Below are 20,876 nucleotides of genomic sequence, written 5' to 3'. Positions count from 1 at the left end.
ACGACCCCCGGGACTCGATGACAGACGGTGCGGACCGGCCGGTTACGGCCGGGCAGTGGTGCGACAGGGCTCCTCGCGGACTCAGCGCGGCCCGGAGGCGAGCAGCCGGGAGAGCACGGACTCGGCGAGCTCCTCGTGGCTCACGTCCTCGGACAGCCGGACCTCGATGTGCCGCGCCCCCGGCGGCAACGCCCCCGACAACAACCCCGACGCACCCCGGAACAGCTCGACCAGCGTGCGGCCGGCCGAGGCCGGGGCCAGTACCACGACGGCCGCGGTGACGGGCCCCAGGTCCGCCGCGATCTGCGCCGGCAACTCCCGCACCGTCTCCGGCCGGTCCACGTCCGCCCGGTAGGGCAGCGCCACCAGCCCCAGTGCGACGAGCTCCTTGCAGAGGAAGGCCGCGTTGGCCGCGGCGTCGTCCGCGCGTTCCCGGTGCCCCACGCCCACCACGGCGACGGACGCCCCGGCCAGACACAGCCGACGGGTGAGCACCCGGCCGATTCCGATGGTCGCGTCGACCACCAGAACGGTGTCGCGGGCCAGCGGCAAGTCGGCCGAGGGCACTGAGTGGGACACGAGAAACCCCCTAGGGATGGGCAGTTGCCTGCGACGAGGCCGGCCTGAAGTCGTATCCACCTGTCGAGGACAAAGGACGACGGGGTACCGTGCGGGATGCCGTTCAGGCGTGGTTCGAATACGGGGAGAACGCCACGTGGACGAGGTTTTTGAACTTGATCAGCAAGCGTTGGGCGTGTACCGGGCCATTCTTTTCCACCGGGAGCACGACCCTGAGAAGCTGGCCGAACTGCTTGACAGTACGGCCGAAGAGGTGCAACGGGCCTTGGACAAACTGGCCCAGCTTTCCCTGCTCGCCTCGTCGCGGGAGGCACCGGGACGGTTGCGCCCGGTCAACCCCTCGCTCGGCCTGAAAGTGCTGCTCCAGCGGGAGCAGCGCGAACTGGCCTCGCGGCAGCAGCGGATCGAGCAGAGCCGTGCCGCGCTGGCCGCGCTCGCGGCGGAGTACACGGCTTCGAACTGGTCCGGCACGCTCGACGGAACGGAACACCTGGACTCCGTCGATGACATCCGCATCCGCCTCGAATCGCTCTCGGAGTCGTGCACGCGGGAGGCGCTTGCCTTCCACCCGGTCAACACGGTCACCAAGGAGTCCATCGAGGCCGGCCGGCCGCTCAACGAGCGCGCCCTGGCCCGCGGCGTGCGGTTCCGGACCATCTACCTGGACAGCGTGGCCAACGACCGCGTGACCAAGAGCCACGCCCAGTGGATGGCCGAGCGCAACTGCGAGGTGCGGACGTCGCCCACGCTGCCGATGCGCCTGCTCATCGTCGACACCACGGCCGCGATCGTCGCGGGCCTGCCCGGCCAGGCCCGACCGTCCGCCCTGCTGTTCAGCAGCGAGCCGGTCGTCCTGGCGATGCGGGCGCTCTTCGAGGCGTACTGGGAGCATTCGAGCTCCTTCGACAACCCCGGCGAGACCGGCGCCGTCGGACTGACGCCGCAGGAGCGCAAGCTGCTGCGCCTGCTCGCCACGGGTCTCACCGACGAGGCCGTGGCGCGGGCCCTGGGGATCGGCGTGCGCACCGAACGGCGCATGGTGGCCGACCTGATGGACCGTCTCGGGGCGTCGAGCCGCTTCGAAGCCGGGGTGCTGGCGGCCCGCCGCGAGTGGATTTGAGACGGGGGCCGCGGCCGACGCCACCGGCGGGATCGCGGCGGTGTTCACGGCTTCTGCGGGGCGCCCCAGACGAAGTCGTCCGGGTTGTCGCCGAGGCACTGCGGGAAGTGAAGGTCGCCGCAGGGCAGTTCGGGCACCAGGTGCGTCGCCCCGCCCCAGACGAAGTCGTCGGTGCCGGTGACGACCGCGGTGGTGGAGGGCCCGGCGGCCTCGGCCGGCGCGGCCCAGAGCAGGGCGCTCAGCGCGGTCGCGGCGACGGTGGTGGCAACGGCGGTACAGCGAGCGATGGAAATCATGGTTTTTGTCCCCCATAGACAAGAAAGGTGCGGTGCGGCTGTTCCTGCTTCGAGCGGGAGGTGCTGCGTTGCGGGGCGCCCGTGGTGTTCTGTGGCGTCCGTGCTGTCGGCGGGTTCCTGAGGCCCTCGACCGCATGACCAAAGGAAATCACCCCCGGGGCCCTCGGGCCCAGGTTTGGCGCGACCAGGAAGCTGCCTGGCAGGAGGCTGCCCGCCCGTGACCCGACATTTGCCGGTCACGGGCAGAGAACCGCAGGTGGGGGCGGGTGCGGCAGCTTGTGCCCCGGAACTGCCGGGATACTGCCGGCGGGTTCTCGACGGACTGCCGCTGGGGTACGGGTGGGGCGGCGGGTGATTCCCGGTGCTGTGAAGCCGCAGTTCCGCTCGACCGGGGCCCGATCGTCACCGGAGTGCCGGTCGAACCCCACCGGAGTCACCCTGGAATCGTGGTGGAGCCGTGCCGGGTGACGGTCGGGGCCGCGCTCAGGCGCTCGCGGTGCCGCCCCCCGCACCCTCCTCGATGGCGGACCGGACCTCCGCCACCCGCTCCCGCTCCTCGGCCGCGAACCGCTCGCGATCCAGGGCCTCGGCGATCTCCTCGTCCTCGCTCATCAACAGGTCGAGGTTGGAGTCGCCCATCTCGAAGACGCCCATCTCCTCGTACGCCCGCTGCAGCCGGTCACCCCACAGCCCGATGTCCTTCACGCAGGGCACGATCCGGCTGAAGAGCAGCCTGCGGAACAGGTGCAGGAACTCCGACCGCTCGCTGAACTCCTCCGCCTCCTTCCTCGGGACGCCGAAGTTCTCCAGTACCTCCACCCCGCGCAGCCGGTCCCGCATCAGGTAGCAGCCCTCGATCACGAACTCCTCGCGTTCGCGCAGCTCGGCGTCCGTCAACTGCTTGTAGTAGTCCCGCAACGCCATCCGCCCGAACGCCACGTGCCGGGCCTCGTCCTGCATCACGTACGCCAGGATCTGCTTGGGCAGCGGCTTGTCGGTCGTGTCGCGGATCATCCCGAACGCCGCCAGCGCCAGCCCCTCGATCAGTACCTGCATGCCCAGGTACGGCATGTCCCAGCGTGAGTCGCGCAGCGTGTCGTCGAGCAACCCCCGGAGGCTGTCGTTGATCGGGTAGAGCGTCCCGACCTTCTCGTGCAGGAAGCGCCCGAAGACCTCCGCGTGCCGCGCCTCGTCCATGGTCTGGGTCGCAGAGTAGAACTTCGCGTCCAGGTCCGGCACGGATTCGACGATGCGCGCCGCGCACACCATCGCCCCCTGCTCCCCGTGCAGGAACTGGCTGAAGTTCCAGGCCGCGTAGTGGCGGCGCAACTCGCCCTTGTCCTTGTCGGTGAGTTTGGCCCAGTAACGGGTGCCGTGGAGCGTCAGCGCCTCGTCGGGCGTGCCGAGCGGGTCGTACGGGTCGACCTCCAGGTCCCACGCGATGCGCTTGGCGCCGTCCCACTGCTTGTCCTTGCCCTTCTGGTACAGGGCGAGCAACCGCTCCCGGCCTCCGTCGTACTCCCAGCTGAAGCGGGCGGCGCCGGAGGCCGGAACCTGCCAGACGCCCTCGCCCGGGTCCTTGGTGTAGAGCTCGTGCGTCGACACTGACGCCCCCTCGGTCTCATGTACTCGCGTACCGGACTGCACAGTTGGCCACCGTCCGCAGCGTCACACGTTGCTAGACGCGGGGTCAACAAGTCGCGCCCAGGGGATTGACGGTCTTGCTGACAAGCAGTCTCATAAGCAGTGACCGCCGGTAACTCGACGAGCGAGGTGTCCGAAGCCATGACGACCGTGACCGATCGAGCAGCGCCGAGGGACGCGCTCGGCCTCCTCAAAGACCGCGAGGAGACGGCCGAACGACTGCTCGAATCATCGGCCAAGCACTCCTTCGACCCCGACAGGGAACTCGACTGGGACGCCCCGCCGATCGACGGCAAGTACTACTGGCCGCCCGAACTGCTCTCGCTCTACGACACCCCGCTGTGGAAGAAGATGGGCGAGGAGCAGCGCATCGACCTCTCCCGCCACGAGGCGGCCGCGCTCGGCTCCCTCGGCATCTGGTTCGAGATCATCCTGATGCAGCTGCTCGTCCGGCACATCTACGACAAGTCGCTGGTCAGCAACCACGTCCGCTACGCGCTCACCGAGATCGCCGACGAATGCCGGCACTCCATGATGTTCGCCCGGATGATCCGCAAGGCCGACACCCCCGCCTACCCGGTCTCGCGCACCCACCACAACCTCGCCCGCGTCCTCAAGACCGTCTCCACCACCCCCGGTTCCTTCGCCTGCACCCTCCTCGGCGAGGAGATCCTCGACTGGATGCAGCGCCTGACCTTCCCCGACGAGCGCATCCAGCCGCTCGTGCGCGGGGTCACGCGCATCCACGTCATCGAAGAGGCCCGACACGTCCGCTACGCCCGCGAGGAACTGCGCCGCCAGATGCTGACCGCCCCGCGCTGGGAGCAGGAACTCACCCGCATCAGCTGCGGCGAGGCCGCCCGCGTCTTCTCGCTGGCCTTCGTCAACCCCCAGGTCTACGAGAACGTCGGCCTGGACCGGCGCGAAGCCGTCGCCCAGGTCAAGGCCAGCGGCCACCGGCGGGAGGTCATGCAGACCGGAGCCAAACGGCTCACCGACTTCCTCGACGACATCGGCGTCCTGCGCGGCGTCGGCCGCAGGCTCTGGCGCAGCTCGGGACTCCTCGCCTGACCCCCGCCGCCCGGGGTTACCCTGCGGGCATGACGACCGTACGGGCGTACCGCAGGCTGAGCGTCGAGGAGCGTCGGGCCCAACTCCTCGACGCGGCCCTGTCGCTGTTCGCGCACCGGGCGCCCGAGGAGGTGTCCCTCGACGACGTCGCCGAGGCCGCCGGGGTCTCGCGCCCGCTGGTCTACCGCTACTTCCCCGGCGGCAAGCAGCAGCTCTACGAGGCCGCCCTGCGCTCGGCGGCGGAACTGCTGGAACAGTGCTTCGCGCAGCCCCAGGCCGGGCCCCTCACCCAGCGGCTGTCCCGGGCCCTGGACCGCTACCTGGCCTTCGTCGACGAACACGACACCGGCTTCGCGGCGCTGCTCCAGGGCGGCAGCGTCGTGGAGACCTCCCGTACGACGGCGACCGTGGACGGCATCCGCCGCGCGGCGGCCGAACAGATCCTCGTGCACCTCGCCGTCCCGGACCCCGGGCCGCGGCTGCGGATGATGGTGCGGACCTGGATCACGGCGGTGGAAGGAGCCTCGCTGAACTGGATCGACGAGGGCAAGCAGCCGGAGGTCGGCTCGCTCCGCGACTGGCTGGTGGACCAGTTCATCGCCCTCCTCACCGCCACCGCCGCCACCGACCCCCAGACGGCCGCCGCCGCGCGGGCCGCCCTGGCCCTGGAAGCGGCGGACGGCCCGGTCGGGGTGCTGGCCCGGCGGGTGATCCCGGTGGTCTCCGAAGCGGCCCACCTGCTGTGACACTGGAGGGGTGAGAAGCGAATCCACCCCGTTCGAGGGCGGTCCCATGGACGGCCGGTCCCTGCCGATCCTGCTGGGCCCGACCGGCCACCCGCCGAAGTGGTACGAGATCCCGGTCCCCGACCCGGACGGGGCGGCACCGACGGTCCTGCTGTACGAACGGGTCCCGGCGGGCCAGACCAAACGCCTGGGCCTCCAGAAGGGCTGGAAGTACACCTTCCGCCCAGAGGGCACCCGCCCCCGCGTTCGCTGGCCGTGGGCCCGGCCGGGTCGTTAAGCGGGCCTCCGCGGGGGTTGCCCGGCGGACCGGGCAACCCCCGCGGGGCCCCGCTCAACGCCCGGCCGGGGCTACGGCAACCGCAGCACCGCCTCCGCCCCGCCCCCCTCCGCCCGGCAGAATTCCAGCCGCGCCCCGATCACCCCGGCCTGGCCGACCGCGATGGTCAGCCCCAGCCCGTGCCCCTTCCCGGCCCGGGACCCCGCCCCCGCGCTGCGGAACCGCTGCGGTCCCCGCGTCATCAGGTACTCCGGGAACCCGTCGCCGTGGTCCCGTACCGTCACCACCGGCCCGTCCACCGTCAGGACGACCGGCTCGCGCCCGTGCCGGTGCGCGTTCGCCACCAGGTTCCCCAGCACCCGCTCAGCCGCCGCCGGTCCGTCTCCACCAGCGCGTCCCGCACCACGACCACCTCGGTCGGCGTCCCGGACGCCCGCACCACGCGCCGCGCCAGCCGCGCCAACTGGTGCAGGTCCGTCTCCACCACCTCGCGGCCCGAGTCCAACCGCGAGATCTCCAGCAGGTCCTCCGTCAGCCCCCGCATCGTCCGTACCCGCTCCCGCACCAACTCCGTCGCCCGCCCTTCGGGCAGCAACTCCGACGCCGCCTGCAACCCGGTCAGCGGCGTCCGCAGCTCGTGCGCGACGTCCGCCGTGAACCGCTGTTCGCGCTCCAGCTTGCCCTGGAGCGTCGCCGCCATCGTGTCGAGCGCGCCCGCCACCGTCGCGACCTCGTCCTGGTGGCGCGAGGCGTCCTGCGTCCGGGGATCGCCCACCCGCGCGTCGAGGTCCCCCTGGGAGATCCGCCGCGCGACCGTGGCCGTCTGGTGCAGCCGCCGCGTCACCCGCCGCACCGCGAACGCGCCCAACAGCAGCGTGCCGCCGATCGCCAGCACCGAGGAGCCGATGATCGCGTGGTCCAGCCCGCTGATCGTGCGCGCCGCCTGGCTGTAGTCCACGGCCGTCGCGAGGGCCCGTCCGTCCGCCGGTCCCGCCGCCCACATGACCTGCCGCCCCCGGTACTCGGCCACCACCGTGCCCCGCAGTCCGCCCACCGCCAGCCGCCGCAGCGCCTCCGGCAGGCCCGCCGGGTCCAGCGACGAACGCGGCGGCAGCGCCTCGCCCGCCTCGTACGCGCGCGTGGCGTCGCCCAGCTTCTCCAGGGCGCGGTCGCGCGCGTTCGACACCGTCTGTCGGGTGACCTCGACGTGCACGAGCGCGCCCAGCGCCGCCGCCAGCGCACAGCACATGACCACGATGAAGCACGCCGACTTCCAGGTGAGCCGGGCGGTCCACGCGGGCAGCCGGGCCCTCATGACGTCCGCGGGCGCGCCGGCACCCGTACGATCTGCTCGCGCGTCGGCAGCATGCTCCGCTGCTTGTCGTCCCACGACCACGTACTGATCAGCTCGTATCCGGGATGCCCGCTCGGCACGCGCAGCACCACGTTCTGACCGGCCAGCTCGACGCCGATGACGGTCTCGGTGGTCGCCATGATCCGGTTGAGCCGTCCGTCCGGGTCGGCCGTGTAGGCGCGTACGGACATCATGTGGTCGGGCAGTTCGATCCCGACGACGACCTCGTCCTTCCCGTTCCCGGTGAGGTCCCGGTAGTACGGGTCGAGCACCGGGCACCGCTCCGAGGCCTCCGTCCCGCAGGCCCCGATCGCGTCGGCGGTCTCCTTCGGCATCCCGTCCGCGCCGACCACGGCGCCCCGGTGGGCGCGCAGATCCGCCCGCACCAGCGCCACCGCGTCCACCTCGTGCACGTTCTGGTCGTGCACCGGCGCCAAGCCCTGCACGTACACCGGCGGCACGCCCCCTGGCGGGGCGGGCGGTACGTCGGCGCCCTCGCGCCACGGCCACAGTCGTACGGGCCCGCTCGCCGTCGGGGTCGGACCGGCGGAGACCAGCCCGCCCGGATCGCCGCACGCCGCCAGCGGCGGCAGCAGGAGCAGCCCGATGACCGTGCGGAAGGCGAGCGTGCGCACAGCGGCGGGCCTCCTCTGACACGGTCGGGGGTGAAGGTTGGTTTCCCGCCAACCTTAGGCCGACCCGGTCCGGGTTCGCCCGTACACGGGGGCGACGCCCGGGCGGCCGGGGAGCGTCGCCCGTGGGAAGCGCAGGTGACCGGGCGCGCGGGCGTCAGGCGTCCGTACGACCCCGCCGCAGCATCGCGAAGCCCAGCCCGGCGGCGCCGACGGCCGCGATTCCACCGCCCGCGGCGAGCAGCAGCGCCCCGTTGCCGGGCCCGTCCGGCACGGCGTACGAGCGCAGCGCCTCGACGGCCGCGCTCCGCGGCGCCACGGCGGCGGAGACCGGCCGGCCGCGGGTCGCGGTCTTGTGCCCGTCGCCGGCCAACGCGTGCCCGCCCGGCCCGGGGGCGATGGCGCCGACCCAGGACGAGAGCCGGCCGTCTGCCCGCAACGCGATGTGCAGGCCCTGCGTCTGACCGGTGGCGGGGGCGCCGGGACGGCTGGTCAGCGACGCCACGCGGGCGCCGTCGCGCAGCACGTCGGCCTCGTACATGTCCCCGGGGAGCCGGTAGACCAGGGCCGTGGAGCGGCCGTCGGCCAGGGACAGGTTGCTCACCAGGGTCCGCGCCCCGGCCGAGGCGGCCGGCAGCCCTTCGGCGAGCGCGGCGGCGGTCGGCGCGGTGAGCAGGGCGCCGGCGCAGACGGTCACGGCGGCGGCGCGCACGAGGGTGCGGCGGCTGACGGTGGTCACGGAACTCCTCCTGCGGTCGGGCTCGGCCAAGGACGTCCCAACGTAGGGGCGCGCCGTTGCGGTAGGGCCATGGCCTTGTAACGGTGGGCCGACAGCGTCCCGTAGGAGTCGTTACACAACGCGCCGCCTACGGGGGATTGCCGGGCGGCGCACCGCCTGTTCCCATGGACGCCGGGGGTGAGGGCGATGCGCGGACTCACGGTGTTGCCGAGCGGACGGCCCGGGCGCGGCCGGTTGTTCGTCAACCTGCCGGACGGCCGGGCGGTGGCCTGGTACGACCGGCGCGCCAACCGGATCAGCCTGCTGGAGGAGGCCCGCCGCGAGGCGGTGCTGGCCGCCCTGCGCCCTTACCTGCGCGGTGAACCGGCCGTCGGGCCGCCGCCGGTGCCCACGCCCGCCGAACGGCTCCGGCTGGCCCTTCCCCCGGACCGGGACCTGGCCCCGAACCGCCCGGGTGAACCGCTGCTGGGGGAACTCGCGTACGGCTCACCGGGCACCCGGGCCCGCCACCGGCTGCGCCGGGAGCTGGAGGCCCGGGAACTGATGGGGTCGGAGCTGGACGCCCTCGAAGCGATGGACTGGCGGGTCCTGCACGCCGTGCCGCTCCCGGACGGCCGCCTGATCGACCACCTGCTGATCGGGCCGGCCGGGGTGTTCTGCGTCGCCACGGTGGCGGGAGGGCGCCGGCGGGTCCGGGTCGGCGACCTGCTGGTCACGGTGGGCCGCGCCGACCCCCGCCCCGACGTACGCCACATCCGCGGCGCGGCGGCCCACGCCGCGCTCGCCCTGCGCACGCCGGTCACCCCGGTGGTGGCGGTGGTCGACGCCTCCACGGTCGAGGCGGCCCCCACTCTGCGCGACATCCTCGTCCTCCAACCCCCCACGGCGGCCCCCTACTTCACGACGGCCACCCCCACCCTCAAACCCCCGGACCCGGACACCCTCTTCTCCCTGGCCCGCGACACGACAACCTGGCTCCCGTAACACCCCCACCCCACGCCCGACCACCCCACGCCGGCCCCCGGGCGCAGCCACCCCAGCCCCGTTGGGGCACCTCCCAGCGGTAGCCGGGGGAGTTTGAGGCGACATCGACCCCGTCCGGCGCACCGGGCAACCCCTCGCGGAGGCCCGCTTGACGACCCGGCCAGGGCACGGGCTCAGGCCGAGCGCCGCTTGCGCGGTGTCGCCGCCTTCTTGCCGGACGCCGCCGTCTTCTTCGCCGCCGCCGCCGTGGACTTGGTACCGCCCGACTTGCCCCCGGCCGACCCCGTCTTCTTCGCGGAGGCCGACGACGACGCCGACGTGGACTTCCGCCCCGACGCCGTCTTCTTCGCCGCCCCCGACCCGGAGGTCGCCGTGGACTTCTTCCCGCCCACCGCCTTGGGCGCGGCGGCGGCCTTCCGCCGGATCGGCGTCACGTCCGCCTCGGCCCCCGACCCGGCCCCCGACCCGGCCCCGGCCTCCGCGGGAACGCCACCGCCCTCCCCCCGCGACGCCTTCGCCGCCTGCACGCTCCGCTCCAGCGCCGCCATCAGGTCGATCACCTGCCCGGCCGGTTCCGCCATGGCCTCGGCCGGCTCGTACGCCCCGCCCGCCTTCGCCGCGATCATCTCCTCCAGGGCCCCGCGGTAGTCGTCGTGCAGCGACTCGATGTCCACCTCGCCCAGTGTCGCCATCAGCGCGTCCGCCAGGTCGAGCTCGGCGTCCCGTACCGTCACCGACGTCTCCGGCGCCACCCCCTCCGGGCGGCGGATCTCGTCCGGCCACAGCAGTCCGTGCATGGCGATCACGTCGTCGACGACCCGCAGCATCCCCAGCCGCTCCCGCCCCCGCAGCGCGAACTTCGCGATCGCCACCTTCCGGCTCCGCTTCAGCGCCTCCCGCAGCAGCGTGTACGGCTTCGCCGCCGTCGCACCGTTCGCCGCGAGGTAGTACGCCGCGTCCATCTGGAGCGGATCGATCTCGTCGGCCGGTACGAACGACACGATCTCGATCGTCTTGGCCGTGGCGATCGGCAGCCGCGCCAAGTCCTCGTCCGTGATCGGGATGATCGAGCCGTCCGCCTCCTCGTACCCCTTGCCGATCTCGGCGGCCGACACCTCCTCGCCGTCCAGCTCGCACACCTTGCGGTACCGCACCCGTCCGCCGTCGGTCACATGGATCTGGCGGAACGAGATCGCGTGGCTCTCGGTGGCGTTCACGAGCTTGATCGGAATGCTGACCAGGCCGAAGGAAATCGCCCCATTCCAGATGGATCGCACAGTTCCTCCCGTTTCGTGGCAATCTCATCGTATGACGCCGATCACCATGGTGGAGGGGCGGCGCATCGCGCTCAGCAACCTGGACAAGGTCATCTACCCGGAGACCGGCTTCACCAAGGGCGAGGTGCTGCACTACTACGCCACCGTCGCGCAGCCCCTGCTGGCCCACGTCCACAACCGGCCGGTGTCGTTCCTGCGCTACCCCGACGGCCCCGACGGGCAGCTCTTCTTCACCAAGAACCCGCCGCCCGGTACCCCCGAATGGGTGCGGACCAGCCCGGTCCCGCGCTCGGAGGACCCGTCCGCCGAACAGGTGGTCATCGCGGACATGCCCACTCTCATGTGGGCCGCCAACCTCGTCGTCGAGTTCCACGTCCACCAGTGGACGGCGGGCAGCCCGGCCGTCGCCGACCGGCTGATCCTCGACCTCGACCCCGGCCCGCCCGCCACCGTCGTGGAGTGCTGCGCCGCCGCCCTCTGGCTGCGCGACCGGCTCGCCGCCGACGGCCTGCACGCCTACCCGAAGACCTCCGGCGCCAAGGGGCTGCACCTGTCCGCGCCCCTGGAGCCGACCGCCTCGGCGCGGGTGTCCGCCTATGCGAAGCGGCTCGCCCAGGAGGCCGAACGGGACCTACCGGAGCTCGTCGTGCACCGCATGGCCAAGGCGCTGAGACCCGGCAAGGTCTTCGTCGACCACAGCCAGAACGCCGCCGCCAAGACCACCGCCGCGCCCTACACCCTGCGCGCCCGCGCCCGCCAGACGGTCTCCGCGCCCCTCTCTTGGGCGGAGGTGGAAGCCTGCGCGCACCCCTCCGACCTGGTGTTCCTCGCCGATGACATCGCGCCCCGGCTGGCCCGCGACGGTGACCTCTTCGCCCCGCTCACCGACCCCGGGCAGGCCGGGGCCCTGCCGTGAGCCGGGTCCGGGTCGCGCTCGCCGCCACCGTACGGACCCTGCCGCGGGCGCCCGGTCTGGCGTACGAACCGAAGTTCGACGGCCACCGTCTCGTCATCCTGCGCGGTGCGGACGGCGTGGTGCTCCAGGCCCGCTCCGGCCGCATCGTGACCAGCGCGTTCCCCGACCTGGCCCGGGCGGCGGAGCGGTTGCCCGCCGGGACCGTCCTCGACGGTGAGGTGGTGGTCTGGCACGACGGGCGGACGGACTTCGCCCTCGTCCAGCGGCGGGCGGCGGCGACGGCGACCCGCGCCCCGGCGCTCGCGCAGAGCCTGCCGGCCTCGTACGCGGCGTTCGACGTCCTAAAGCTGGCCGGAGTCGACGTGCGCGGCCGCTCGTACGAACGGCGTCGGGCGCTCCTGGTGGACCTGCTGCTTCCGCTCGGGCCGCCCCTGCAGCCGGTGCCGATGACGACCGATCCGGAGCTGGCCGCGATCTGGTACGAGACGCTGCCCGCCAGCGGGATCGAGGGCCTGGTCGTCAAACGGCTGGACCAGTCCTACCCGGCCGGCCGGCGCGCATGGCAAAAGCTGCGGCACACCGACGTCCGGGACGCGGCGGTGATCGGCTACACCGGTACGTCGCGCCGGCCGGCGGCGCTGGTGCTGCTCGTGCCGGGCGACGACGAGGCGCCCCTCGTGTCGAGCCCCCTGTCGGCGCCCCTGCGCAGGGAGCTGTCCGAGGCCCTGGCCGCCCGTACGGGCGAGGCGCCGGCGGAGTCGACGGCGGAGGCGGGGGCGGGGGCACAGGGTCCGGCCACCGTCACGGCCGTCGGGCTGGGAGAGGTGGCCTACCGTCCCCTCGATCCGCCGCTGGCGGCGGAGGTCCGGCACACCTCGCTGCGCCATCCGCCGCCGGAGGTGCTCCGACTGCGGACGGACCTCTGACGCGCGCCTCGCGGCAGCGCGGTCAGAGGTCCGTCCGGGCGGTCCGGGGCGGGCGGCGTCAGGTGTGGTCCGTCCCCCCGTGCGGCGGGGCCACCGGCGGCTCCGGCGGGGTCGGCGGCGCGGGCGGCGGAGGCTCGGTGACCTCGGAGGACGGCCGCTGGCCGGCGTGCGGGTGCGAGTGTTGGTACCCCGATTCCCGGGCAGCGCGGACTTCGTCCGGGTGGGCGGAGGTGGTGGACCCGAAGTTGCCGAAGCCCTGCATCTCGTGCGGGCGCAGGCCGCCCTCGGGGAACTCCACGGGGTCCCGCTCCTCCCGCACCTCGTACACGGCGCCCCCGTCGGGCAGGTGCGGGTGGCTCTCGGCAGTGGGCGGCGGGGGCTCCTTGGCACGCACCCGCTGGCCCAGCTTGAAGGCGGCGAGGAGGAACGCGACGATGAAGAACCCGACGAAGAGGAACCAAACGGAATTCGGTACGTCGTCCGAGGCGAGCATGTTCATACGTACTATTTTCCTCCTCTTCGTGCGTATTGACCTGATCTATTCACCCAAGGTGGGGAGAACCCGTCCGGGACACGCGGCCGCCACCCGCCCCGGGCTCTCCCGGAAGCCGAGAGCCCGGCTACCCCCGCAGCGGTCCTTCGGAGTCCCGCAGCCCCCCGCCGTCCCGGCCCCCGAGCACCCCGAGGATCTCCGCGCAGATGGCCAGGGCCGTCTCCGCCGGGGTCCGCGCCCCGAGGTCGAGGCCGATCGGCCCGTGCACCCGGGCCAGCTCGGCCTCCGTCACCCCGGCCGCCAGCAGCCCGTCGCGGCGCCGGGCGGCGGTCCGGCGGGAGCCGAGCGCACCGACGTACGGGATGCCCAGCGCGAGCGCGGTGCGCAGCGCCGGCACGTCGAACTCCGGGTCGTGGCTGAGCAGCACCAGGCAGGCGGCGTCCCGGTGGGCGCCCAGCACCTTCTCCGCCTCGGCCGCCGACTCGACCGTCACCGCGCCCCACTCCAGCAGCGTCGCCTGCCGCGCGATGAGCTCCGCGAGCTCACCGGAACCGCCGATCACCACCTGCGGTTCCGACGGGTACGCCTCCACCAGCACCAGCCCCGAGCCCGCGTACAGCGCGTCCCGCCCCGGCCGCCGCGTGCGCAGCAGCTCACCGGCCCGCCGCGCGGCGTCGTCGGCCGGGGCGTCGACGGCCCCTACGACCTCGCTCACCGCCCGGTCCGCGGCCTCGTTCAACCGGGTCACCAGCGCCACGCCGTGCCCCGCGCCGAGCTGCTCCCACCACTCGGCCGGGATCGCCGACAGCGGCTGGAGCAGCACCTCCGCCTGCCCGCCGCAGGTCAGCTTCGCCTCCACCGCCTCCCCGGCGCCGACGGAGACCTCGCACACCCGCGCGGTCTCGCCGGCCGCCATCACCCGGGCCTCGGCGACGAGTTCGGCGTCGAACACCCCCCGGTACAGGGCCCCGACGCAGTCGCCCCGGGCGTCCACGAGCACCGCCCCGGCGGGGTCGCGCGGCCCGAATCCCTGCTCGGTGACGGGCCGTGCCAGGTACCCGTCCCGCCCCTCGGCCACCCACCGCCGCGCCGTCTCCACCAGCTCACGCATCGCGTCCGCCCCATCCTCGTCGTCAGAGCCCGCCACAAAGCGCCTGGTCAGCGGCGCCGGGTGGCTTTCTTGTCAACCTACGCACACGGCTTACGCCTACCCATCCCCCAAAACCCACAGACCCGGCACCACCTCCTTCGTACGAGTTGCGCCACACCGCCGGGAGGCGTTGGTTCGAAGGGTGCTGTTCAACGACCGCGACGACGCCGGCCGCCGCCTGGCCGAAGCCCTGCGCCGCTACGGACCCCGGCACCCGGTGGTGCTCGGCCTGCCCCGGGGCGGCGTCCCGGTGGCCTTCCACGTGGCCCGCGCGCTCGATGCCCCGCTCGATGTGATCGTCGTACGCAAGCTGGGCGTCCCGGGCCACCGCGAGCTGGCGTTCGGCGCCCTCGGCGAAGGTGGCGTACGGGTCGTCAACGAGGACGTCGTCCGCCGTGCCCGGCTCCGCCCCGAGGACATGGCGGCGGTCGAACGGGCGGAGCGCGCCGCACTCGCCGACCAGGCCCGACGCTTCCGCGCGGGCCGTGCCCGCCTGCCCGTCGCGGGCCGCACGGCGATCCTGGTCGACGACGGCATCGCCACCGGCGCCACCGCGGCGGCGGCCTGCGAGGTCGTCCGCGCGCAGGGTGCGAGCCACGTCGTCATGGCCACCCCCGTGGCCCCACCGGAGGCGGCCACCCGCCTCGCCGCCGCGGCGGACGAACTCGTCTGCCTCACCACCCCGCCCGGCTTCTCCTCCGTGGGTCAGTGGTACCGCGACTTCTCCCAGACCCCGGACAGTCAGGTCATCAGCCTGCTGACGGCGGACGCCCCCGGCCTTCCCGATGCCGCCGGCCTTCCGGATGCCCCCGGCCTTCCCGATGCCGCCGGCCTTCCGGACACCGCCGGACCCCCCGGCCTCCCCGACACCCCCGGACCCCCCGGCCCCGCTCCGGATTCACCCCAAAGAGCAGGCGATCCGCCCTAGGCTGATCGTGTGAAGGCACGTACCGCTCTCGCCACATGGCTCGGCACCCTCGACGACCGGCGGCTGACCGCCCTGCTGGAAGAGCGGGACCTGCCGCGCGCCGCCGGGCCCCGTCCGATCGACACCCTCCCCGCCCTCGCGGACCACCTGCTCTCCGACCTGTCCGTGGGCCGGGGTCTCCTGGCGTGCGACCGCGGGGAGCTGGATCTGCTGGGTTCGGTCGCCGCCCTCGCCCTGGAGCGGTACGGCCCCGCCACCGAGGAGCCCGAGGGCGCCGTCCGGTACCCCTGGCAGCAGCACCGGCCCGTCGTCCGGGTGGAGCCCGCGGACCGGATGGTGGCCGAGCGGGAGGTCCTGGCCTGGTTCGAACCGGGGGAGGAGCGACAGCGCGCGGAGCGCGCCCTCGCCCGACTGCGTGAGCGCGCACTGCTGCTGCCGGCCCCCGCCGGCCGGCTGGCGCTGCCCGCACTGCTGCACGTCCGGGCCACCGACTTCGACGGATACGGCCGCCCCGTCGCACACCTGTTGACCGCCGCCTACAACGCCCCCGAGATCAAGCGGATCGCCGCCGACCTCTTCGGCGGGGAAGCCGCGAACCGCACCCGCGACCGGGCCCAGGACATGATCACCGCCCTCCTCGGCGACCCGGACCGGGTACGGGCCCTGGTTGCCGGGGCCCCGGCCGGGGCGCGGGACATGCTGGACGCCCTGGTACCCGGCCCGCCGCTGCTGCGCACGCACTGCTTCGTCGGCCGGTACGGGTCCCAGTACGCGGGCCCCGACACCAAGTACGTCTTCCGGGCGAGCGGCAGCGGGGACCCGGACACCGACTGGTTGGCCGCGCGCGGGCTGCTGATCCCCGTCGGGCACGACCTGGTGGAGCTGCCGTACGAGGTCGCCCGCGCGCTGCGCGGCGAGGACTCCGCACCCAACCCCCGGCTGGAGCCCGAACCGCTCACCGTCACCGCACGGCCGGCCCCGGGGTGGGAGGCGGAGGCAGGAGCGGCCGCCGCTTCCGCCGCCTGGCGGGCCGGACTCGTCCTGCGGGCGCTCGCCGCCGAGCCGGTCGCGATCCGCAAGGCCGGGGGCATCGCCGTACGCGACACCCGTCGGCTGGCCAAGGCGGCCGGGGCGGACGAGGCCCAGACCCGGCTGTGGCTCGACCTCGCCGTCAACGCCGGCCTCGCCGCACCGCATCGGGAGCCGGCCCCCGCCGCGCCCGGCCGCCGCGCGAAGACCCCTCACGCCCCGCAGCCCGGGGTCCGGCTCCTGCCCAGCGACCGCTACGACGCCTGGGCCGCCGCCCCGGCCGCCGGCAAGCTCCTGCCGCTGCTGGTCACTTGGGCCGTTATCCCGGCCCTCCTGAGTTACTGGCCGGACCCGGAGGAGACCCCGGTCGCGCTGATCAACCCGCAGGACGAGTCCGCCGTGCGCCTACGGACCGGAGTGCTCCGGGCCCTCGCCACCCTCCCCGACGGCTGCGGCCGGGACGCGGCCAGGCGGGGTCACGCCGAACTCCTCAACCTGGCGGAGTGGTTCGTCCCGCCCCTGGGCAACCACGCGGAAACCGACGACGACCTGCCCGAGCGACTGGTGGCCACCCTGGCCGAGGCGACGCTGCTCGGCGTCGTCTCGCACGGCGCGCTCACCCCCGTCGGCCGGGCCCTGTGCCGGGTGTTGGAGGCGGGCGGCGCCCGCCACTACCCCGCCGTCCCCGGCGCGGGCGCCGACCCGGCCGGCCGCGGCTCCGACGGCCTGGGCGCGGACCTCACCGCCCGCCCCGACCTGGCCCGCGCGGTGACCGAGCTGCGCGAGGCCCTGTACGCGGCCCTGCCCGAGCCCAGCTCCACCGCCCGCTTCCAGAGCGACCAGACCGCCACCGTCACCGGCGCGCCCGAGCCCGCCCTCTGCGACCTCCTGTCCACCGTCGGCGACATCGAGTCCGAGGGCCACGCGGTGGTCTGGCGGATCACGGCGGCCTCCATCCGGAGGGCCCTGGACGCCGGTTGGGGCGCCGACGAACTCCTCGACCGCCTCACCGCCGTGAGCGAGGGCGGCACCCCGCTCCCGCAACCACTCGCGTACACGATCAAGGACGCCGCCCGCACCCACGGCCGCCTCAAGGTCGTCCGCTCCGGCTGCTGCATCCGCTCCGACGACACGGGCCTGCTCGCCGAGGTGGTCCACGCCCGCGGCCTGTCCAAGCTGGGCCTGCGCCGCATCGCCCCGACCGTCCTGACCTCCACGGCCCCGCCCGAGGAAACCCTCGCCACCCTCCGCGCGGCCGGCTACGCCCCCACCCAGGAATCCGCCACGGGCACCCCCCTCCTCACCCGCCCCCCATCCCCCCGCGCCCCGAGCCTCCTCCCACCCCTCCCCCCGAGCGCCCACCTCCCCGCGTAAGGCGGTCCGGTGCAGCGGACCTCGCACCTCGCCACCGCCGCTTGGGTGTTCTCGGGCCTGTGCGCTCTCGGTGTCCTGGGCACGCTCCTGACGGTCACGTTCGGGCTGCGGCAGCCGGCCGGGCCCGAGCGGCAGTGCTGCCGGCTGACCGGTTACTACGGCCGCTCCGCCGAGAGGACACCCAAATGTCCGGCAACCGGCACCCGGAACCACCGGGCTACTCCCGCGACGACGCCTTCACCCACCTCGGCCTGCCCGAACCCGAGACCTTGGTCGAAAGCATGCGCAGCACCAGCGTCTGCCCTCGCGAAACGAAGACCCCTGAAGGCGGATCCCTCCGGCTCTGCACCAAGGTCTACGCCCACGAGTTCCCACCGGGCGTCACGCGCCTCTACCTCCGCGCCGACAGCGACGCCCCGCTCACGGAGCCGCCCCCCTGACGAACACCCAGCAGCCCGCCAGTCGGCCGCGCATACGCGAAGACCCCGTCTCAGCGAACTCGCTGATGGCGGGGTCTTTGGGCACTTCCTGCGAAGTGCCCCCGGCAGGATTCGAACCTGCGCACACGGCTCCGGAGGGCATGCCAAGGGCACCCCGGAAACATGCGCTGACCTGGTGTTTCCCTGCCGGGCGCCCCCATCCGGACCGATCTCTATCGCATACCGTGCGCGGGGCACTCAGCGATGGGCGCTGGCGTGCGTGCCGGGGCCTCGGCGGGAGGCCCCCAGCGTGCGAAGCTGGGGTGGTTAACCACCGCCGTCAAGGCCCGGGAAAGGGAGGCTGCGTGCCGCAGGCCAGTCCACGAGGAACGTACTTGCTCGTCTCGGAGTCGCTGCGAGCCAGGATCGCTGAGGGACGCTACGCGGACGGTCTGCCGTCCGAGGCCGAGATCGGGCGCGAGTTCGGAGTAGCCCGTACGACCGTGCGGCGAGCCTTGCGCGCCTTGGAGGAGACGGGGGATGTCGCCACCGTCGCCGGGGTCGGCCGACAGCTCCCCGGGGGCGCCGGGCGCGCACCGTACGAGCAGATCATGGCGGACCTGTTGAAGCAGATCCGCGAGGGTGCCCTCCCCGCCGGCGCCCGCCTGCCCAGCGAGGCAGCGATGGCCGACACCTACGGTGTTTCCCGCGGGACGGTGCGCCGTGCCGTCCGGGAGCTGGAGACGGCCGGGCACGTAAGGGCCCAGCACGGGGTAGGAAGATTCGTCAGCAGCGCCGCCTGAACCCCAACGCCCTCGGAGGTAAATTCATGCAGCTGGCCAAGTGGGCCCATGACCTTGCGGAGTCGCTGCTCGCCGAGGCCCTGCCGAAGCGGTGGGCCCACTCGCAGCGCGTCTATTCGCAGGCGTTGACCCTGGCCCCGGCCCTGGGGGAGGACGCCGAACTGTTGGCGGCAGCGGCCATCGCGCACGATGTCGGATACGCCCAGGCCGCCGTCGACACCGGGCAGCACATGATTGACGGGGCCCGGTACCTGAGGGATGTCGTCGGAGCCGATCCGCGCTTGTCCAGTCTCGTGGCCTTCCACACGTCATCGCCGTGGGAGGCGTCCGAGCTGGGGCTGAACGATGCCCTCTCGGAGTTCGGTCCCGCCGAGCCCGAACTGGTGGATGCCATCACCTTCTGCGACCTCACGAGCAGCCCGACCGGCGCCCTGGTCGACCCCGGCGAGCGGTTGGCGGAAGTGCTGGACCGATACGGCCCCGAACACGTCGTCTATCGAGCCGTTTCCGCGGCCCGTCCCGAGTTGCTGGCGAGGGTGGATCGGGTGAGGCAGCGTCGGGCCGAGGCGGAGTGGTCGGCTCTCAGCTGATCCGGGGGACCGGGGACTCCCGGAAGCCCTCTTCGAGGCGTCGGCGCGTGGTCGGCGACATGTCGAGTGAATCGACTTCGGACCGCGGGACCCATCGGACCTCGAAGGATTCGGAACTCACCTTGATCTCGCCGCCGACCGGCCGGGCGCGGAAGCAGAGCGAGAACTCCTGGCGGACCTCGCCGTCCGCGAACGCGATGACATGCCCGGGGTCGGTGAAAATGCCCACCAGGCCGATCACCTCAACGGTGATGCCGGTCTCTTCCCGTACCTCTCGGACGACAGTTCCGGCGATGTCCTCGCCGATCTCCTGAACTCCCCCCGGCATTCCCCAGCGCCCGTTGTCCGACCTGCGCTCCATAAGGACGTCGCCCGCGTCGTTGACCACGAAGGCCGTGACTGCGGGCACGATGCTGTTGGCCTTCGGCGCGGAGGAATCGTTGAAGTAGTCGGTGCGGCGGCTCATGGTCACCTTTCGAGGGGAACGGCTTCGGTCCAGACTTTCTCGAAGCTCTGCTGATATGTCGAGACCAGTTCAGCGCCAGCCACGCGGCGCAGGTGGAGAACTGGGGTCAGGGGCGCGCTTACCCCGTACACCTGCGTATTCACCAACCACTCGTCATCCGAGCGGTACAGCGAGTTGTGCAGGGTGGACCTATGTTGGCGAAACTCGATGCCCGGCACTGAGTAGAGCGGGCGGTACAGCTTCATGACCTCGCGGACCTTGTAGGCCACGCCCTCTCCGATCTCCTCTTCCTCGCCGCGGCGCTGGATCTCCGGGCTTTCCGGATCTCCGAGCAGGATGCGTGCCTGGACGCCCTCTGCCGCTTTCAGCTTGAGGAGCTGCGCCCATCGGGGGTTTTCGGCGAGGAATACGCCCGCGTGCACCAGCACGCCGATTTCCCGCTCAGCCCTGCCGAACATCTGGAGCCACAGCTCGGCCGGCACGTAGGACCGGTGTGGGTACACCTTCAAGACTTCGGCGTCGGCAGCGTCCTTGCGCTGGGAGTCGGGGAGACCTTCCGGCCACAGGTACGACTCGTCCTCACGCAGCATCGCTGCGATGGCGAGGCGATGGCGGCGGTACGGCGCCCGCCCCTTGGTGATCCAGCGCTCCACGGTCTTGGGGTCCACCCCGACGTGCTCTGCCAGGGCTTCCACGGTGATGCCTTGCGTCAGCATCGCGGAACGCAACCGCTCGTTAGCCATCCCACCCCCAGGGACGTCCAGGGACGTACTCGACCTACGGAACGCTACCGGGGACGTCCCAAGTCGTCCAGGGACGTGGTGACTTCGTCCCGCCCCTCGGCGGCACTCTGATGGCACATCACATGGAACCCCGGTTGAGCGAGGGGCTTGACAAGCGCAATCAGGGCCGCCACTGTGAGATACACGCTCAAGCATGTATCGCATGTTGATCGGGGCGGTTCTCCGCGCTGACCTGCATCGATGTCCTGTGACGAGCTATGCCCGGAGGAAAGCCCGAGGGGGTGAGTACGAAGGCAGCGTCCGTTCCTTAAGAACTCAAC

The 20,876-nt window shown here is 72.9% G+C and carries 21 protein-coding genes and 2 pseudogenes; 12 read left to right on the top strand and 11 right to left on the bottom strand.

The genetic code is table 11. From position 1 onward, the window contains the following. Positions 1-81 precede the first annotated feature (81 nt). Positions 82-579: a hypothetical protein gene (locus tag ABZ934_RS07160; RefSeq protein ID WP_361309486.1), complete on the bottom strand. Its 498-nt coding sequence runs from the start codon at positions 577-579 to the stop codon at positions 82-84. Between the two features lie 136 nt (positions 580-715). Between ABZ934_RS07160 and ABZ934_RS07155 the strand changes: the two genes are divergently transcribed. Further along, entirely contained in the window at positions 716-1,699 is a 984-nt protein-coding gene (locus ABZ934_RS07155) for a helix-turn-helix transcriptional regulator (protein WP_361309484.1), read from the top strand. Positions 1,700-1,743: 44 nt separating this feature from the next. Here ABZ934_RS07155 and ABZ934_RS07150 read toward each other — a convergent pair whose 3' ends face one another. Together ABZ934_RS07150 and ABZ934_RS07145 are read right to left on the bottom strand one after the other, a co-directional pair. Further along, on the bottom strand, positions 1,744-1,995 hold the full coding sequence (locus tag ABZ934_RS07150; RefSeq protein ID WP_361309481.1) for a hypothetical protein: 252 nt from the start codon (positions 1,993-1,995) through the stop codon (positions 1,744-1,746). A gap of 483 nt (positions 1,996-2,478) precedes the next feature. After that, the gene (locus ABZ934_RS07145) at positions 2,479-3,600 is read right to left on the bottom strand and encodes a ferritin-like domain-containing protein (protein ID WP_361309478.1); all 1,122 of its coding nucleotides are present in this window, start codon (positions 3,598-3,600) and stop codon (positions 2,479-2,481) included. 180 nt (positions 3,601-3,780) lie between these two features. On the opposite strand from ABZ934_RS07145, the gene ABZ934_RS07140 reads away from it, so the two are divergent. Genes ABZ934_RS07140 through ABZ934_RS07130 form a run of 3 tightly spaced genes read left to right on the top strand, consistent with a single transcriptional unit; the run spans position 3,781 to position 5,733 of the window. Further along, positions 3,781-4,710 carry a diiron oxygenase gene (locus ABZ934_RS07140; protein ID WP_361309475.1) on the top strand — a complete coding sequence of 310 codons (930 nt, stop codon included), beginning with the start codon at positions 3,781-3,783 and terminating at the stop codon, positions 4,708-4,710. 29 nt (positions 4,711-4,739) lie between these two features. Continuing rightward, positions 4,740-5,456, top strand: coding sequence for a helix-turn-helix domain-containing protein (locus tag ABZ934_RS07135; RefSeq protein WP_361309473.1), 717 nt, complete (start codon positions 4,740-4,742; stop codon positions 5,454-5,456). Between the two features lie 10 nt (positions 5,457-5,466). Then, positions 5,467-5,733, top strand: coding sequence for a hypothetical protein (locus ABZ934_RS07130; protein WP_361309470.1), 267 nt, complete (start codon positions 5,467-5,469; stop codon positions 5,731-5,733). Positions 5,734-5,804: 71 nt separating this feature from the next. Here the strand turns inward: ABZ934_RS07130 and ABZ934_RS07125 are convergent. The 3 genes and pseudogenes from ABZ934_RS07125 to ABZ934_RS07115 form a co-directional block, all read right to left on the bottom strand. Then, a pseudogene (locus ABZ934_RS07125) lies at positions 5,805-7,048 on the bottom strand (HAMP domain-containing sensor histidine kinase). After that, a complete protein-coding gene (locus ABZ934_RS07120; RefSeq protein ID WP_361309467.1) occupies positions 7,045-7,722 on the bottom strand; it encodes a hypothetical protein in 678 nt (225 codons plus the stop codon). Before ABZ934_RS07120 ends, ABZ934_RS07125 begins: the two are co-directional and overlap by 4 nt. Positions 7,723-7,876: 154 nt before the next feature. Continuing rightward, positions 7,877-8,458 carry a hypothetical protein gene (locus tag ABZ934_RS07115; protein WP_361309464.1) on the bottom strand — a complete coding sequence of 194 codons (582 nt, stop codon included), beginning with the start codon at positions 8,456-8,458 and terminating at the stop codon, positions 7,877-7,879. 186 nt (positions 8,459-8,644) lie between these two features. Between ABZ934_RS07115 and ABZ934_RS07110 the strand changes: the two genes are divergently transcribed. Further along, entirely contained in the window at positions 8,645-9,442 is a 798-nt protein-coding gene (locus tag ABZ934_RS07110; protein WP_361309461.1) for a nuclease-related domain-containing protein, read from the top strand. 173 nt (positions 9,443-9,615) lie between these two features. On the opposite strand, the gene ABZ934_RS07105 is transcribed toward ABZ934_RS07110, so the two are convergent. Continuing rightward, the gene (locus ABZ934_RS07105; protein WP_361309459.1) at positions 9,616-10,719 is read right to left on the bottom strand and encodes a Ku protein; all 1,104 of its coding nucleotides are present in this window, start codon (positions 10,717-10,719) and stop codon (positions 9,616-9,618) included. 31 nt (positions 10,720-10,750) lie between these two features. Here ABZ934_RS07105 and ligD point away from each other — a divergent pair, with 31 nt between their 5' ends. Together ligD and ABZ934_RS07095 are read left to right on the top strand one after the other, a co-directional pair. Then, entirely contained in the window at positions 10,751-11,635 is an 885-nt protein-coding gene (gene ligD / locus ABZ934_RS07100; RefSeq protein WP_361309457.1) for a non-homologous end-joining DNA ligase, read from the top strand. Further along, positions 11,632-12,561: an ATP-dependent DNA ligase gene (locus ABZ934_RS07095; protein WP_361309454.1), complete on the top strand. Its 930-nt coding sequence runs from the start codon at positions 11,632-11,634 to the stop codon at positions 12,559-12,561. The genes ligD and ABZ934_RS07095 overlap by 4 nt, the downstream gene beginning before the upstream one ends. A gap of 58 nt (positions 12,562-12,619) precedes the next feature. Here the strand turns inward: ABZ934_RS07095 and ABZ934_RS07090 are convergent, their stop codons facing one another. Both ABZ934_RS07090 and ABZ934_RS07085 read right to left on the bottom strand, forming a co-directional pair. Next, positions 12,620-13,060 carry a DUF6479 family protein gene (locus tag ABZ934_RS07090; protein ID WP_361309452.1) on the bottom strand — a complete coding sequence of 147 codons (441 nt, stop codon included), beginning with the start codon at positions 13,058-13,060 and terminating at the stop codon, positions 12,620-12,622. A 121-nt stretch (positions 13,061-13,181) separates the two neighbouring features. After that, on the bottom strand, positions 13,182-14,165 hold the full coding sequence (locus tag ABZ934_RS07085) for an XdhC family protein (protein ID WP_361309450.1): 984 nt from the start codon (positions 14,163-14,165) through the stop codon (positions 13,182-13,184). A gap of 181 nt (positions 14,166-14,346) precedes the next feature. On the opposite strand from ABZ934_RS07085, the pseudogene ABZ934_RS07080 reads away from it, so the two are divergent. The 5 genes and pseudogenes from ABZ934_RS07080 to ABZ934_RS07060 form a co-directional block, all read left to right on the top strand. Beyond that, a pseudogene (locus ABZ934_RS07080) lies at positions 14,347-14,964 on the top strand (phosphoribosyltransferase family protein); the annotation flags it as partial. A gap of 177 nt (positions 14,965-15,141) precedes the next feature. Next, a complete protein-coding gene (locus ABZ934_RS07075; RefSeq protein ID WP_361309448.1) occupies positions 15,142-17,535 on the top strand; it encodes a helicase-associated domain-containing protein in 2,394 nt (797 codons plus the stop codon). Positions 17,536-17,720: 185 nt separating this feature from the next. Continuing rightward, complete coding sequence (locus ABZ934_RS07070) at positions 17,721-17,975, top strand: hypothetical protein (RefSeq protein ID WP_361309446.1); 255 nt, start codon at positions 17,721-17,723, stop codon at positions 17,973-17,975. A 374-nt stretch (positions 17,976-18,349) separates the two neighbouring features. After that, entirely contained in the window at positions 18,350-18,757 is a 408-nt protein-coding gene (locus tag ABZ934_RS07065) for a GntR family transcriptional regulator (protein ID WP_361309444.1), read from the top strand. A 26-nt stretch (positions 18,758-18,783) separates the two neighbouring features. Next, complete coding sequence (locus tag ABZ934_RS07060; protein WP_361309441.1) at positions 18,784-19,347, top strand: HD domain-containing protein; 564 nt, start codon at positions 18,784-18,786, stop codon at positions 19,345-19,347. Here the strand turns inward: ABZ934_RS07060 and ABZ934_RS07055 are convergent. Further along, the gene (locus ABZ934_RS07055; RefSeq protein WP_361309439.1) at positions 19,340-19,813 is read right to left on the bottom strand and encodes an NUDIX domain-containing protein; all 474 of its coding nucleotides are present in this window, start codon (positions 19,811-19,813) and stop codon (positions 19,340-19,342) included. The two genes, ABZ934_RS07060 and ABZ934_RS07055, sit on opposite strands and share 8 nt — an antisense overlap. A 2-nt stretch (positions 19,814-19,815) precedes the next feature. Then, positions 19,816-20,556 (bottom strand): helix-turn-helix transcriptional regulator, encoded by a 741-nt coding sequence (locus ABZ934_RS07050; RefSeq protein ID WP_361309437.1) that lies wholly within the window; start codon positions 20,554-20,556, stop codon positions 19,816-19,818. Between the last annotated feature and the right edge of the window lie 320 nt (positions 20,557-20,876).

Origin of the sequence: Streptomyces sp. NPDC046557 (genome assembly GCF_040645975.1) — a bacterium.
Classification (GTDB): domain Bacteria; phylum Actinomycetota; class Actinomycetes; order Streptomycetales; family Streptomycetaceae; genus Streptomyces.
This window is presented reverse-complemented; position numbering and strand designations above follow the sequence as displayed.

Bases quoted from the DNA above. Each gene is read 5' to 3' on its own strand.
- ABZ934_RS07055 (WP_361309439.1), bottom strand. From the start codon at position 19,813: ATGAGCCGCCGCACCGACTACTTCAACGATTCCTCCGCGCCGAAGGCC.
- ABZ934_RS07135 (WP_361309473.1), top strand. From the start codon at position 4,740: ATGACGACCGTACGGGCGTACCGCAGGCTGAGCGTCGAGGAGCGTCGG.
- ABZ934_RS07050 (WP_361309437.1), bottom strand. From the start codon at position 20,556: ATGGCTAACGAGCGGTTGCGTTCCGCGATGCTGACGCAAGGCATCACC.
- ligD (WP_361309457.1), top strand. From the start codon at position 10,751: ATGACGCCGATCACCATGGTGGAGGGGCGGCGCATCGCGCTCAGCAAC.
- ABZ934_RS07150 (WP_361309481.1), bottom strand. From the start codon at position 1,995: ATGATTTCCATCGCTCGCTGTACCGCCGTTGCCACCACCGTCGCCGCG.
- ABZ934_RS07140 (WP_361309475.1), top strand. From the start codon at position 3,781: ATGACGACCGTGACCGATCGAGCAGCGCCGAGGGACGCGCTCGGCCTC.
- ABZ934_RS07110 (WP_361309461.1), top strand. From the start codon at position 8,645: ATGCGCGGACTCACGGTGTTGCCGAGCGGACGGCCCGGGCGCGGCCGG.
- ABZ934_RS07085 (WP_361309450.1), bottom strand. From the start codon at position 14,165: ATGCGTGAGCTGGTGGAGACGGCGCGGCGGTGGGTGGCCGAGGGGCGG.
- ABZ934_RS07060 (WP_361309441.1), top strand. From the start codon at position 18,784: ATGCAGCTGGCCAAGTGGGCCCATGACCTTGCGGAGTCGCTGCTCGCC.
- ABZ934_RS07070 (WP_361309446.1), top strand. From the start codon at position 17,721: ATGTCCGGCAACCGGCACCCGGAACCACCGGGCTACTCCCGCGACGAC.
- ABZ934_RS07090 (WP_361309452.1), bottom strand. From the start codon at position 13,060: ATGAACATGCTCGCCTCGGACGACGTACCGAATTCCGTTTGGTTCCTC.